The following is a 14,362-nucleotide window of genomic DNA, read 5'->3' as shown; positions in this document are numbered from 1 at the left end:
TTAAACAAACTAAGGTTGCTTAATCTCAATATTAGGACTCATCTGTCCGATTTGACGAAGAGCCAATATTTCGAAGGAAAATTCTATATTAGGGGCCCTTCGGCAAAGATGACTAGATTTGAAAGTAGCTTGATTTAAGCATCATTTCAAATTAGTCAGCCACTGCCAAAATAATAAAGTAGGCTGAAATAATTTGTTTTATCCCAGGCCCACTTCAATTATTTTAAAATTGCTTAAATACTGACATCACATGTGCTCTCGCTTCTTTATGATCCACTAAAGGCTTGGGATAGTCTTGTCCCAATTTAATTTCTTCTTGTTCCAATGCTTCTTCATGTTTGAAAGGTTCGTGTAAATATTTAGCAGTAACATCATTTAACTGTGGTATATATGTCTTAATATATAATGCGTCCTTATCAAATCGTTCACTTTGGCGACTTGGATTAAACATTCTGAAATATGGCGCAGCATCTGTTCCAGTTGATGCAGACCACTGCCACCCATGTACATTGGACGCAGAGTCGAAATCAATTAATCGTCTTCTGAAATAATCTTCACCCCACGTCCAATCTATAAATAAATCTTTCGTTAGGAACTGAGAAACGACCATTCTCATTCTATTATGCATAAATCCAGTTTGATTTAACTCAGACATAGCTGCATCAACAATTGGAAACCCTGTTTGTCCTTCACACCAGCGTTTAAAATTATTTTTATTATATGACCATTGAATATCACGATACTTCTCATTGAACGCCTCATGCGCAGTATGTGGATAAAGTGTCATTAATACATAATAAAATTCTCTAAACATAAGCTCTCTGATAAATTGTTCAATATTATGTTCATCCTCTTCATAAGCCTCTAACAATTGTGTAACAATTTGCTTAATATCTATTAAGCCATAAGCTAACACAATGCTGAGTTGACTTGTTAAGACTTCAGGTAAATATTCACGATTGGTTTCATAATTTTGTATGTCTTGCTCAATGTAGTTATTCCAATTTTTTATAGCCTGTGATTCTGAAAGACCCTTATTTGAATAATCTTGTTTTAGTGTTTGCTGCGATTTGACACATAAGTGTGACAAATCACCTAATTCGTAATGATATGATTCATGTTGTCTTAGTTTAGAGCGATGTGCCTTGTAAAAACTCGTAAAGACTTTGTAAGGTTCACCTTGTTTATTCATCGTTGTGCTTGGTTTGAAATAGTGATTTGCACGAACGCTAGTAACCGTAATATTGTATTTGTTGAAAGCCTTTTTCAAATGACGAATATCATAACTTTCATGATGATAGCTCATAATATCTCCAGCAATGACAACTTCGTCGATGGCCTTATCAGAACAAAAATCTCCTAATTCACGATAGTCTAATAAAAACGGTTCGATATCATACTGATGAAGTGCTTCAAGAAATGATTGCAAGACACCATAATAGTAATTTGCTTTCATTTCTGTACCATCTTCTTCAAATATTTCCTGTGGAATAATAAGATAACATTTCTCAATATCTTCTTTATTTTGATTTATATATTCAAATAATGGATTATTATGAATTCTAAAAACGCGATTAAGTATTACACCAATAGTCATTATTTCACTCCTGTTATTAAAGGTTCATTAACTTTACCCTTTTTCTAACAATTTAAAATCCGCTTCATAGAATGATAATTTCAAAGAGCGTGTCACACTTAAACAAGTCCTAACCATTTCCAATAAGTCAAACTAAAAATTAGTACCAAGATATACGCAATAATCGTTAGCGGTACCCCAGTCTTCAAGAAGTCTTTGACTGTAAATGTCCCTGTTCCATAGGCAAGCATATTTTGTGGTGCACTCACAGGTAATAAGAACCCAAAGCTAATTACAAATTGTTGAATTAACACAAACCCAATCGATTGATCACCTAAATGTAATGTTGCTGTTAGTGATATAAAGACCGGAATAAGTGCAGATGATAGACTGGTTGCACTCGCAAACCCAAGATGAATTAAGATATTGAATAACGTTATTAGTGCAATCGTAGCGATTAATGGCATATGTTGTAATCCCATAAGCCCAAATGTTTTATCACTCAGCCATTGTGCAGCACCTGTTTTTAATAAAACATTACCTAATGAAATTCCTACACCGAAGACAATAATGGTTCTCCAAGGTATTGTTTTCTCTACACCTTTCCATGTAATCACACCAATCTTAGGCGTCAACATAATACCTAAAGCAATTAAAGTAATGGACGCAGAGTCTATGGGATGTAAGACCTTCTCAGTAGACCAGAAAAAGAGTAACAATACAGAAATAATAATAAGTCGCCACTCTCTATAAGAAACAGGTCCTAATTGATCTAATTCTGCTTTTATTAATGCTTTACCCCCTTCGATTTCTTTATGTTCAGGTGGCATTACTTTCATCATGACAAAGAATAATGCAATGGACATAAGTATAGACCATGGCGCCGCATATAAGAACCATTCGCCCCATGATACGTCATGTCCTAAGTTCTGGTTAATAAAATTGGTCGCTACGATATTTTGTGCAGCTGCAGTTTTTATGCCTATATTCCAAATGGAAACAGCTTGAACTGCAGTAATAATTAAAAGGGAGGCCAGTTTACTTTCTTTTGAAACTTTGAATGCAGCAATCATTCCTAATAAGATTGGTACAACGGCACCTGCTCTAGCAGTAGCTGAAGGAACAAAGAAAGCGAGTAATATTGAAACCAAGATAGCACCAATCACAATGTTTCGTGTTTTATTGCCAACAATAGATAACACGAGTAAAGCTAAACGTTTGTGTAATTGTGTTTCTTGCATAGCGGCAGCTAAAAATAATGCTGCCGCAACTAATGCAACCGCAGATGTTGAGAAGCCACTAAAGGCATGCGTCAATGCATTCCCAGTACCTAGCCAATCTGCGCCAGACAAGATTTTATCTCCTTCTTTTGGATTGCCTAACTTCTCTGACAACTGTTGAACTGGACTAAATCCACAAATCAAAATAATTAAACCTAGAATCATCGTTGCTGATACTGGATATGTTACAGCTTCTGTCACCCACATAATGACCGCAAACGCTAAGATTGCTAGTGCGCCTTTAGCCATAATCGGTAAACCATCTGGTGTTGGTAATACTAAGATGATGAATAAAACAGCAAAACTGATTATAATCCAAATTGGCTTATAACCACTTTTACGTTTCTTTTCTTTGTCATGCTTTAAAAGATTATCATTGTCCTGTATTGATTGTGCTTTCTTCATCATTACCCCTCCCTCAATTCATCAATGTCAGTATATCAAGAAAGCGCTTTATCAAAGGCGATTATATGATAAAATACACAAAATAGTCACTTTTCAGACAATTAGAAAAAAAACTTTGCGATAAACATTTAATTGCTTATCACAAAGTTCATATCATTTAACATGTATTTATCTAACCAAAAATTTCACGATTTAGTCCAAAAACATATAATAATGTAAAGAATGTAGATGCGCTTAGAATGGTTAAGATTAAGGATAAAATCAGCGTTCGTTTAAAACGATTAATGAATGCGATAAATAAAATCCCTAAATTATAAGCGAAAAAGAGTCCAAATAGAACCATTGTCACTTTAATATTGGTATAAAATATATTAAATAGCAGTACGATAATAGCAAAAATTGTATATGGAATCGTAATCCATCTAAATTCAAAGCGAATTTGCTTCGCACGTTTATCTTCGTTATTCATGGTCAAACCCTCCTATTTTCAATTATAAATGATTAAAAAGCAAACGCCTATGTCATAACTGTGACAATAACCTATTTAAGTAAATTGAATCATATCAAGTTGATTACGTAATCGATTCGTATCTAATGCCTCCCCGATGATGACAATTGTCAACGGCACCTCTTTGTCGATAATGCCATAATCAGGTAATCCCATAGCATATTGAAATTCATAAGTGACCTCTGGCAAATCTCTAAACGTCACAAAGCCTTTTAGTCGAAGCACACTATCTGGTAGACGCATAATAAATTGATAAAACAATTGGCGATCTATAGCAGTTGTAAATGTATATTGCATTGATTGTATACCATGATGATGGGCATGCTTATGTTGTTTTTCATGGTGCTGAATCGCATTAACATGAATTTGATCATATTGAAATTGACTGTAAGTGGTAACAATAACAGGCGCATTCGGATTGATTTGTTTTAGATTTTCTTTAATGTTATGGATGGCTTCTTCATCTACTAAATCAACTTTATTCAATATTATTGTGTCACTATAACTTAATTGTTCTTCTAATAATTGAGCAGTTGACGGACTATATACATCTTTCTTTATAAATCTTTGTGCATCTACAATACCAATGATTGTAGGTTTATGAACGTTATTTACAAGCATCGGATCTTGGCAAGCCGTATAAATCTCAAGCGGATGTGCTAAACCTGTGGCTTCGATTATGATATGACTGGTTTCTTGAAGTTCAATTAACTGCTTCATCTGATTTACTAAGTCACTATTTAAATCACAGCACACACAGCCATTAATTAATGAACGAATGGATACGTCATCTCCAAGTAATAAACTATCAACGTCGAAACTGCCAAATTCATTCATAATAATTGTTATTTTCTCATCTTTTTTTAATAATTGCTCTATATAATGTTTTAGAAATGTAGTTTTACCACTTCCTAAAAAGCCATTTACAATTGTAATTGATATTTTTTCATTTTTATTATTTATCATTTTAAAATCTCTTTTCTTTTTAAAATTAATTCGAATATGATAATATATGTATTTATTTTAGATTACACTTGATTAAAATAGAAATATCTTCTAGAATTTAAACATACTTTAATTTTAGCATGGCATTGAGACGAAGTGTGTTGCAAGTTATATTTTATACAACATAGACGAAATTTAATCCGAAACATAGAGAGACGGATAGAATGTCTGGAGGAGAACTTTAATGTCTGAACAACATAATTTGAAAGAGCAACTCTGCTTTAGTTTGTACAATGCTCAAAGACAAGTTAATCGCTACTATTCAAATAAAGTCTTTAAAAAGTACAATCTTACTTACCCACAATTTTTAGTGCTAAGTATTTTATGGGATGAATCTCCTGTAAATGTTAAAAAGGTAGTTACAGAACTAGCTTTAGATACTGGTACCGTATCACCTTTATTAAAAAGAATGGAACATGTTGATCTCATCAAACGTGAACGTTCTGAAGTTGATCAACGTGAAGTATTCATTCATCTTACTGAGAAGAGTGAAAAAATCAAACCTGAATTAAGCGATGCATCTAAGAAAGTTGCAACTGCTTCTTCTTTAAGTAAAGATGAAGTACACGAACTTAATCGTCTATTAGGTAAAGTCATCGACGCTTTTACCGAGTCAAAATAAAATGACATGCTAATACTAAGCCAATTAAAGTTATTCGTTTCGAATCAAATTATAATATATTTATCAATAACGAAAAGCCTGAGTTATCTATCGTAGATATCTCAGGTTTTTCGTTTATAGCATATGTGCGCTAGTTCATTTTTAATAAACGACTCAAATAGTGATCACCTTGACTTAATTCATCATAACGTCCTTGTTCTTTCACTTGACCATCAATGAGAACGACAATCTTGTCAAAGTGTGGCAATAATTTCAAATCGTGTGTTGCAACAATCACTGTTTCAGCTTGTTCCTCAACCATTTGCATCACTTGCTTAGTGTTATCTTCATCCAATGCCGTCGTTGGTTCATCTAACAACCATACATTGGCATCTTTTAGTAATAGACGTGCTAGCGCAATACGTTGCATCTCTCCACCCGATAATGTATTTCCATCTAAAGTAATGGGTCTTTCCAAATTAAGATGGCCTAAATTCAATCTTGTTAAAACATTTTGAATAACACTATCATTATGATTCGTGAACATGTTAGAACGCAGTGTACCATCAAATAATTGTTGAGATTGTAGTAGTACATTAAGTTGTTCAAAGCGACTGTCTTCATTTAGATGTGAAACGTTTTGTCCATAAAGAGTTACTTGTCCACTATCAATATCATACAAGCCACTCATGATTTGTAGTAACGTGCTTTTCCCAGAACCTGATGGTCCAACAATTGCTATTTTCTCGCCGTTATCTACAGTTAAGTTTATATTGGATAACGTAGGCATTTCTTGATGTTCGTAACTAAATGACATATCTCTAATATCATAAACACGGTGCTGCATCACTTCTAACGTTTGCTTCGATTCGTCCACTGGATACGACAACACATCATTCAAACTATGTAATGCTTCATCTGTATCCGCTTTATAGTATGCAAAGTTGCTCATCGGCACTGTTTGTTCAAATAATGTTAACATCATCAATACAATACTCATTAAGTACACCACATTTAATTGTCCTTCTTTAACTTGTAAAATGCCTAAGGCTAAAGTCGCAAATATAGCGAGCATAGCGATTAAATTGAGCATATAATCATATAATGTTAAAAATCGTGATTCTTTCGATTGCATGTTGTCATATGCTTCTAATGCGTGCATCAAATGATTATGATAGTCTTCTACGTTGTTAAAACGAGCTAACTCAGCATACCCTTCCTTGTAATCATAAAATTGCGTAATCGTAGTTTGTTGTTGCTGTGCAACTTGTTCCTTTAAATGGCCTACCCGCTTAGCACTTAACCACGGTACCAACCATAGTGAACATAACATACTTATTACGATAACAATCGCATGAACCGCACTAAAATAAATTAATGTGACAGCTGCAATAATTGCTGTGAAACCAATGACAACCGGTGGATAGTAGACTCGTAAGTAAATGTTTTGCAAAGCTTCTACTTTGCTTATCATTTTTGTTAGTAAATCAGCAGATGAATACTTACGATACAAATTAGGTACTCTTGGAATTAATTGCTCTAAAAATTGAACTCGAACATCTCGCAACATTGTAAATGTTGTTCTATGCGAGAGCAAACGTTCTCCATATCGGGCAATAGCACGTATAAACCCAAACATCTTAACTGATACAACCAACACCATTAATGCGTATAAAGGTGCTCCTAATGCACTTTGGGTTACCATATAGCCGCTTAAGAAGAACATTGCTAAGGCAACGATGCTCCCTATAACCCCCGTCAAGATGGCTAATATTAAATCCTTATCCGGCCGAAATCGAATATGTGGTTTCATATGAAGTCACCACCTTTATCTAGTCTTACAGAAATCGTCTGGTCATCTTCAACTAAGTGACCCGCTTCAATAAATAATCGTCGTGTTGCTTGGCGAATCGTTGAATCACGATGTGCAATCATAATCATCGTTACACCATTAAAATGTTGAGCGATGACACGTTGAATGATTGTCTCCGTTTCTAAATCTAAGCCAGTCGTCGGTTCATCAAACACAACTACATCAGGATGCATTAGTAACACCCTAGATAACTCGATACGACGCATTTGACCACCTGATAACATTTCGCCACCTTCACCAATTTGACTATAAATCCCCTTTTTTAGTGACAATACTTTCTCTTTTAAGCCAACCATTTCTAATACATGAAGGATTTGATCATCATCAACTTCTTTAAACATGGCGATATTATCTTTAATAGATGCCGAAAAAATATACGGCGTTTGACTCAACATTCCAATTTGATGAACATTGTAGTTAAACGTTACTTGGCCAGATGTTGGTCGAATCGTTTGAGTAAGTAGCTTTGCCAAAGTTGATTTACCTGCACCACTTGGTCCTACAATAGCGATAGTCTCCCCACTATTGATTGTTAAAGACATATCTTGAATTGCATAAGATGATTGATTCGGATAGTGATACGTTACATGAGTCATACAAATTTGAGGTTTCTGCTGTACTTTGACCTTCTCTTGATTTACAAGCGTTGCACTGTCAGAATCTAAAAAGTCAAAAACGACATCACTCGCCCCCTCACTTTGCTTACCTGTATGGAAGGCTTGTCCTAAATCTTTAATCGCATTATAAAACTCAGGTGCTAATATGATGGCAATTGCCGCCGTCTTAAAATCAATGCTATGAAAAACCACAAGACTTAGCGCAGCTTCCAAAGCAACTAATCCAATACCTAACATACTAATGAACTCTAGCATTAAACTCGATAAAAACGCGCTTTTTAATATGCGCATCGTTAAATCACGAAATCGCGTACTATCTTCATATACATGTGCTTTCGTGTGTTCGGTCTGTCTAAAAAGCTTAAGTGTAATAAGTCCCTTAGACACATTGAGAAAACGCTGACTAAACTGATTTAAATACGTCATTTGATCTTTAGATTCATCACGCGTTTTAAGACCAAAAATAATGTAAAAAAGTGGAATGAATGGTGCTGTAACAATCATAATTAATGCGGTATTTAAATGGATAAAACACATTGCTATGATAATTATTAAAGGAATCATCATTGACTTAAAGACTTGTGGTAAATAGTTTTTAAAAAATGGAGACAGGCCGTCTATAGTCTCGGTTAAAATATTAATTTGCGTTCCCGTGGCAACGACGGTGTCTTTTAAAACAACTTCTTTGCGTAATTGATGTTTCACCTTACTAGCTAACGTATCACCTAATCGCAAGTTAATCATATTCAATGTTGCTCTTAGAATTAAGACGATTAAAATGATAATTAACAATGAAAAAATAGACGATGTATGATCATATAAGACTTGATCTAAAAAAGTCGCAATACTTATATTTTGAATAACGACAGTTATTGCTAGGCATGTGCTTACAATTCCCATTAACAATGGAAATATTTTATATTTAAAGACTAAATTCATTAATTTTTTCACTTTATCTTCACCTAATTTCCTATTATAAAAGGTTCTTATTGGTTTAGCATTTAATACCTTTTGAAAAACAGTGACAATATAATGAACATGTTATTAGATTATGTATTTTTGCTTTATATTCGAATTATTTAAGATATATGCGCCTCTTAAAGTAACCATTTCATACTTAAGACTGTTGTGAAATGCTCTGTTATACTAGTACATTGGAAAAGGTATAAAAATATATTGTGGGTCGTTAAACACTTTTCCACTTTTTAAATAAAAGTCTGCTCAAAGAATCACTAACATTTATACATAAGGCTTAAGTAGTTGTCTTAATATTATTAGCATAGATTTAATGCATTATGATATTATAGTAAAGTGAATTTTGACAACAATATATTTAAAGACAACAATATTTTAAATTTCTAATAAAAGAAAGAGGTTACTTATGATTATTATCGAGTTTATCAAGGGCCTTATCCTAGGTATCGTCGAAGGATTAACTGAATTTGCGCCAGTTTCATCTACGGGTCACATGATTTTAGTAGACGACATGTGGCTAAAATCGACTGAATTTTTAGGTTCTGAATCAGCTTTCACCTTCAAGGTTGTAATTCAATTAGGTTCTGTTTTTGCTGCAGCATGGGTATTCCGTGAGCGTTATTTCGAAATGTTACATATTGGCAAATACAGAAAAACATCAATTAATGAAGAATTTCGTTCTAAACCACGTCGCTTAAACTTACTACACGTCTTAGTAGGTATGATTCCGGCTGGTATTTTAGGCGTCTTATTTGATGATTTTATTGAAGAACATTTGTTTAGCGTTCCTACTGTAATGATTGGTTTATTCCTAGGTGCAATTTATATGATCATTGCAGACAAATATAGCAAGAAAGTGACAAATCCTCAAACTGTTGACCAGATTAATTATGTTCAAGCGTTTGTAATCGGTATCTCTCAGGCAGTCGCAATGTGGCCTGGTTTCAGTAGATCTGGATCTACTATTTCAACAGGTGTCTTAATGAAGTTAGATCATAAGTCTGCTTCTGACTTTACATTCATTATGGCTGTACCTATTATGCTAGCTGCTAGTGCGTTATCACTATTTAAAAACTATCAATATATCGAACTTTCACATATCCCATTTTACTTAATTGGGTTCTTGGCTGCCTTTGTTGTCGGCTTAATTGCAATTAAAACGTTCTTACACTTAATTAATAAAGTTAAGTTAGTACCATTTGCAATTTATCGTATTGTATTAGTAATCATTATTGCTATTCTGTACTTCGGTTTTGGCATTGGCAAAGGCATTTAAAATTAAATTATGGTTAATACCATTGAACGAGAGCGGGACAACGAATTTATTTTAATTTCTGTCTTGCTCTCATTTTTTGCACTGAAAAACAATTTAATGTTCACGTCTATTGTTTATTCAAGATATTATGAGTGTTCTAGCTAGTTCCTTCGTTTAGTATCATGTATCATAGGGTAATGAAGATAAATAGTAAATCTAATGGAGGCAACGTGTATGGACAAAAAGAAACTCATTAAAACGGCAATTAATGTTTTACCAATCATTATTGTGCCACTAATTGTAGAACGTAAACGTATTAAATCTCACCCTGAGGTGCAAAAAGCAACAAACGCAACGTCTAATGCTGGACACGCTATTGCGAATAAAGCATCAGATGCAAAAGACTATTTAGGAGACAAGAAACAAGAATTCAACAACAAGAGAGAATTGAAAAAAATTGCTAAAGAAAACGATCCTGAATACATTCAGAAAAAAGGCGAAAAATTAGCTAAGAAAAATTATAAAGAAGCTGATAAAATGAACAAAAAGCTTCAGAAAAATATAGAGCAACGCCATAAAGAAGAAGAAAAAGCACGTGAAAAGAATGAAAAACAACGTGTGAAAGATATGAAAAAGACTCAAAAATATCAAGAAAAAGTTGGTTTAACGCCTGGTAAACTTGATGATGAGACTGAGAAAAAAGGCGAAAAAACTCGAAAAAGAGAACAAAAAAGACGTTAATAAACTAGATAAAAAACTTCAAAAAAATATTGATAAACGTCATAAAGAAGAAGAAAAATTACAAAAACAAGAAGAAAAAGCGCGCATCAAAGAAATGAAAAAATTGGACGGTCATGAAGCTGATAGTATTGTTTCACAAAATAAAAACGAAGAGAATAATAAGGCGTAATGTTTTATGACACGGGTAATCATTGATGGAGATGCTTGTCCAGTCGTTGATTCTGTAATTGAATTAACTGCTGGGACAGGCATTTTTGTTATCATTTTGCGTAGCTTTAGTCACTTCTCAAATAAAGTACTTCCAAATCATGTTGAAACACTCTATGTCGATGATGGTCCAGATGCTGTTGATTATAAAATTGTGAAATTAGCTTCGTCAGAAGACATTGTAATTACTCAAGATTATGGATTGGCCAGTTTGTTACTTTCTAAAGTTAAGATTGTCATGCATCATAAAGGTCATAGTTATCATTCCAGTAATATAGATTTGTTATTGCAACAACGTTATAATAATGCACAAATAAGAAAGCAAGGTGGTCGTCATAAAGGACCTCCACCCTTTTCAAAGGAAGATAGAAAACAATTTGAGCGAGCATTTCATGCTGTTATCAAGCAACTTAAGGAGGATGTATAATGAAGCGAATTGCAGTATATTGTGGTGCTAGTAAAGGGAAAGACCCTATTTATGTTAAAGAAGCATACGAACTTGGAAAATATATGGCTGAACAAGGGTACGAATTGGTCTTCGGTGCCGGTTCTATAGGTATTATGGGTGCGATTCAAGATGGTGTGTTAGATCATGGTGGTCATGCTATTGGTGTAATGCCAAAGATGTTAGATGAAAAAGAGATCACGAGCCAAAATGTTAGTGAACTGATTCTTGTCGACTCAATGCATGAGCGCAAACAGAAAATGGCCGAACTTGCAGATGCATTTGTGATGGCACCAGGTGGCGCTGGGTCGCTCGAAGAATTTTTCGAGACATATAGCTGGGCACAAATTGGCATTCATGAAAAACCAATCGGCGTCTACAATCTAAATGGATTCTTTGAACCGCTTCAACAACTTATTGATAGTATGATCAAAGAAGGTTTTATTGATGAAAAATATAAAAACTTAGCTCCTTTATACAATACTAAAGAAGATTTAATAAACGGGTTACTTAACTTTAAACCGTTAGGCACACGTACATACGATTAATGATAAAGCGACATGCTTTGGACTTTTATATTTCATTTAGTGATGACTTATCACGAAATATACTTTTCCAATATCATGTCGCTTTCACGTTTAAATTGATAACTGTTTATAATAGCGTACTTGTCGTTTCAACATGTGATATTTACTTAGTTCTGGTAATTCAAAATGGTCATATAATGTCATACCAATCTTTTCCATCACTTTTCTAGATGGTAGATTATTTTCTGCAGTAAAACTGTAAATCGATTCAATCCCCTTTTCTTTAGCAAATGCTAATACAGCTGTTGCACCTTCTGTAGCAAGCCCATTCCCCCATACTTCTGGAATCAGACGCCATCCAATTTCATATAATGGCAACTCCTCGAACGGATATGAACTGTCTTGAGGAATATAATTCACCCCAATAAAACCAAGCCACTCCCCAGTTTCTTTAAGTTCAACGGCAAATAAGCCAATACCATTTTCTTTAATAATATCGTCCATTTTTTTCATATCTAATTCAGAACGTCGATAACTTAACAAACTTGGGAAATAGCGTCGCACTTGAGGATTGGCATTCATTTTCTGAAATGGCAATAAATCTTCTTGCTTCCAATCTCGTAATTTTAGTCTTTCCGTTTCTATATATGTAGCCATTTTCAACACCCCACTTTAAAGAAATACATGATTAAAAAAGTGCGATATGGCGCATTAACCATAGCACACTTTATCCATCTTTAAATTTGATTGATTAACTCATTATCCTCGAGATATGTAACTAACGAGTTCAATGTGTACTGGAATTTCTTTTAAACGATCGCGTTGATCTTTAGGCGCAACAAAAGTTGCATCGACAAAATCATTACGATGATTAAGTTTAAATGTAGCTACAAATGTATCTGTATCAGATTCAAAGTTAGGTAAATGTGCGATAACACGTTTGATTTCTCCAGTAGAATCAACGATAGTACGTCCAGTAATATTTTCAATTTCACGTCCTAATTCAGGTAATGTTATGTCGCGACCTTCTAAAATATGAAAATCTTGTTCATGCATATGTCATCTCTCCAATATTATAAAGTTTATATTTAATCATTTTATGATGTCGTCCATTTTTGTCCACTAAATACATCTAAAAAGATAAAATGTGAATTCAAAATTGATTTAAATCTATTTTACCCTTCATACATACATATCAAACTTGCCATAACGCGAACATGATGGCTTCTATTATTTAAAAATGGCCATTATGAATGGCTGTTACTTGATGATGTATTTTGAGTGTTACTTTGCTCGCTAGAAGGATGCGCTTGGCTATTTGATTGATTGTGTTTGGCATTCTTAGTTGATTGTGCGTCATTGCTATGACGCGTTTCAGAAGTACTTGATTCATTACTTGATGCACTACTTTGTGATGTACTTTCATTCTTAGTCTGCTTATCTGTATGACTGCCTGATGATTCCGTTGACGTTGAATCACTACTATCTTTGTCATCACTATCTGAGTCGTCCTTAGCAGATTCTGACGCTACTGATTCATCCACTTCTTTTTGAAGTTTTTCACGTTGATCATTGAGTTTCTCTTTTTGTTGTTCTAAATCTTTCTTTTGCTTTTTCAAATCATCATTTTCTTTTTGTAGTTGCTTCACATCTTTTTCTAACGATGTTCTTTCATCACTCTTACCACATGCAGACAACATTAGTGTTGCTGACAGTAAGAGTATTAACCATTTCTTCATGCTTTTCTCCTTTATAACGAATGAGTAATCTTATTTTAACATGAATTTAGAACCTATTCATTTTTTACCTAAGGTCTTTACGCATTTTTACATGACTTATCTCATAAGCTTTCGCTTTATTAAGTTCAATCATTGCGGCATTCTTGGCATCGATTGTGCCTTCAATAGATTTAGCTTGCTTTTCAATCGCCCAGCGTTCGAGTGCAGCTTTTAAACGCTTAGCGTATCCCATCCCTCGAAAATGTGGATCTGTATAAAGCATCTCTGTTATTACTTTTTCATGCACCGCTTCAAAATGTCCCCAAATAAATGCGATGACGTGGTTTGTGTTTTTACGCAATTCAACTAGAATCATATCATCACTATGCTTTAATCGTTGAACAATCATATCTTGACGCAAGGCAATCGATAGATGGGTTGCATTGTAATGTAATTCTCGTCTTTCAATATGATGTTCTTGTATCTTGGCTATTGTTTCAATCCAGTCAATATCTTCAACAGTTAGTTTCCGCATAATAACTTCCTTTGTTATAAACATTATATTCTATATTTATCTATGGTATGATTATCCATATTTAACATATAATAGATAAAGTCCGTATAATTGT

The 14,362-nt window shown here is 33.9% G+C and carries 14 protein-coding genes and 1 pseudogene; 5 read left to right on the top strand and 10 right to left on the bottom strand.

Annotated features, from left to right (window positions below):
- Window positions 1-223: 223 nt before the first annotated feature.
- From KA828_RS12925 to KA828_RS12910, 4 genes are all read right to left on the bottom strand, one after another.
- Window positions 224-1,597, bottom strand: a complete 1,374-nt coding sequence (locus KA828_RS12925) for a cryptochrome/photolyase family protein (RefSeq protein WP_210126358.1) — start codon at window positions 1,595-1,597, stop codon at window positions 224-226.
- Window positions 1,598-1,695: 98 nt separating this feature from the next.
- Window positions 1,696-3,261, bottom strand: coding sequence for an SLC13 family permease (locus tag KA828_RS12920; RefSeq protein ID WP_245336101.1), 1,566 nt, complete (start codon window positions 3,259-3,261; stop codon window positions 1,696-1,698).
- A gap of 172 nt (window positions 3,262-3,433) precedes the next feature.
- A complete protein-coding gene (locus tag KA828_RS12915) occupies window positions 3,434-3,730 on the bottom strand; it encodes a hypothetical protein (protein ID WP_210126357.1) in 297 nt (98 codons plus the stop codon).
- A gap of 75 nt (window positions 3,731-3,805) precedes the next feature.
- The gene (locus tag KA828_RS12910; RefSeq protein ID WP_075108271.1) at window positions 3,806-4,735 is read right to left on the bottom strand and encodes a CobW family GTP-binding protein; all 930 of its coding nucleotides are present in this window, start codon (window positions 4,733-4,735) and stop codon (window positions 3,806-3,808) included.
- 223 nt (window positions 4,736-4,958) lie between these two features.
- On the opposite strand from KA828_RS12910, the gene mgrA reads away from it, so the two are divergent.
- Window positions 4,959-5,396, top strand: coding sequence for a global transcriptional regulator MgrA (gene mgrA / locus KA828_RS12905; protein WP_053029987.1), 438 nt, complete (start codon window positions 4,959-4,961; stop codon window positions 5,394-5,396).
- 130 nt (window positions 5,397-5,526) lie between these two features.
- Here the strand turns inward: mgrA and cydC are convergent, their stop codons facing one another.
- Window positions 5,527-7,188, bottom strand: coding sequence for a thiol reductant ABC exporter subunit CydC (gene cydC, locus KA828_RS12900; protein WP_210126356.1), 1,662 nt, complete (start codon window positions 7,186-7,188; stop codon window positions 5,527-5,529).
- Window positions 7,185-8,816, bottom strand: a complete 1,632-nt coding sequence (locus tag KA828_RS12895; protein WP_210126355.1) for an ABC transporter ATP-binding protein/permease — start codon at window positions 8,814-8,816, stop codon at window positions 7,185-7,187. The genes cydC and KA828_RS12895 overlap by 4 nt, the downstream gene beginning before the upstream one ends.
- Before the next feature lie 430 nt (window positions 8,817-9,246).
- Here KA828_RS12895 and KA828_RS12890 point away from each other — a divergent pair, with 430 nt between their 5' ends.
- The 4 genes and pseudogenes from KA828_RS12890 (at window position 9,247) to KA828_RS12875 (ending at window position 12,036) form a co-directional block, all read left to right on the top strand.
- Window positions 9,247-10,116, top strand: coding sequence for an undecaprenyl-diphosphate phosphatase (locus KA828_RS12890; protein WP_210126354.1), 870 nt, complete (start codon window positions 9,247-9,249; stop codon window positions 10,114-10,116).
- A 213-nt stretch (window positions 10,117-10,329) separates the two neighbouring features.
- Window positions 10,330-11,005: pseudogene (locus KA828_RS12885) on the top strand (hypothetical protein).
- Window positions 11,006-11,011: 6 nt separating this feature from the next.
- Complete coding sequence (locus tag KA828_RS12880) at window positions 11,012-11,470, top strand: YaiI/YqxD family protein (protein ID WP_053029992.1); 459 nt, start codon at window positions 11,012-11,014, stop codon at window positions 11,468-11,470.
- Complete coding sequence (locus tag KA828_RS12875; protein WP_053029993.1) at window positions 11,470-12,036, top strand: LOG family protein; 567 nt, start codon at window positions 11,470-11,472, stop codon at window positions 12,034-12,036. Before KA828_RS12880 ends, KA828_RS12875 begins: the two co-directional genes overlap by 1 nt.
- Before the next feature lie 90 nt (window positions 12,037-12,126).
- On the opposite strand, the gene KA828_RS12870 is transcribed toward KA828_RS12875, so the two are convergent.
- From KA828_RS12870 to KA828_RS12855, 4 genes are all read right to left on the bottom strand, one after another.
- Complete coding sequence (locus KA828_RS12870) at window positions 12,127-12,672, bottom strand: GNAT family N-acetyltransferase (protein ID WP_053029994.1); 546 nt, start codon at window positions 12,670-12,672, stop codon at window positions 12,127-12,129.
- A 102-nt stretch (window positions 12,673-12,774) separates the two neighbouring features.
- Window positions 12,775-13,071 (bottom strand): hypothetical protein, encoded by a 297-nt coding sequence (locus KA828_RS12865; protein WP_053029995.1) that lies wholly within the window; start codon window positions 13,069-13,071, stop codon window positions 12,775-12,777.
- A 191-nt stretch (window positions 13,072-13,262) separates the two neighbouring features.
- Window positions 13,263-13,754, bottom strand: coding sequence for an SA0632 family lipoprotein (locus KA828_RS12860; protein WP_075108275.1), 492 nt, complete (start codon window positions 13,752-13,754; stop codon window positions 13,263-13,265).
- A gap of 64 nt (window positions 13,755-13,818) precedes the next feature.
- Window positions 13,819-14,268 (bottom strand): GNAT family N-acetyltransferase, encoded by a 450-nt coding sequence (locus KA828_RS12855; RefSeq protein ID WP_210126353.1) that lies wholly within the window; start codon window positions 14,266-14,268, stop codon window positions 13,819-13,821.
- Between the last annotated feature and the right edge of the window lie 94 nt (window positions 14,269-14,362).

The organism is Staphylococcus sp. GDY8P85P, assembly GCF_017892405.1.
GTDB classification, from domain to species: domain Bacteria; phylum Bacillota; class Bacilli; order Staphylococcales; family Staphylococcaceae; genus Staphylococcus; species Staphylococcus borealis.
This window is presented reverse-complemented; position numbering and strand designations above follow the sequence as displayed.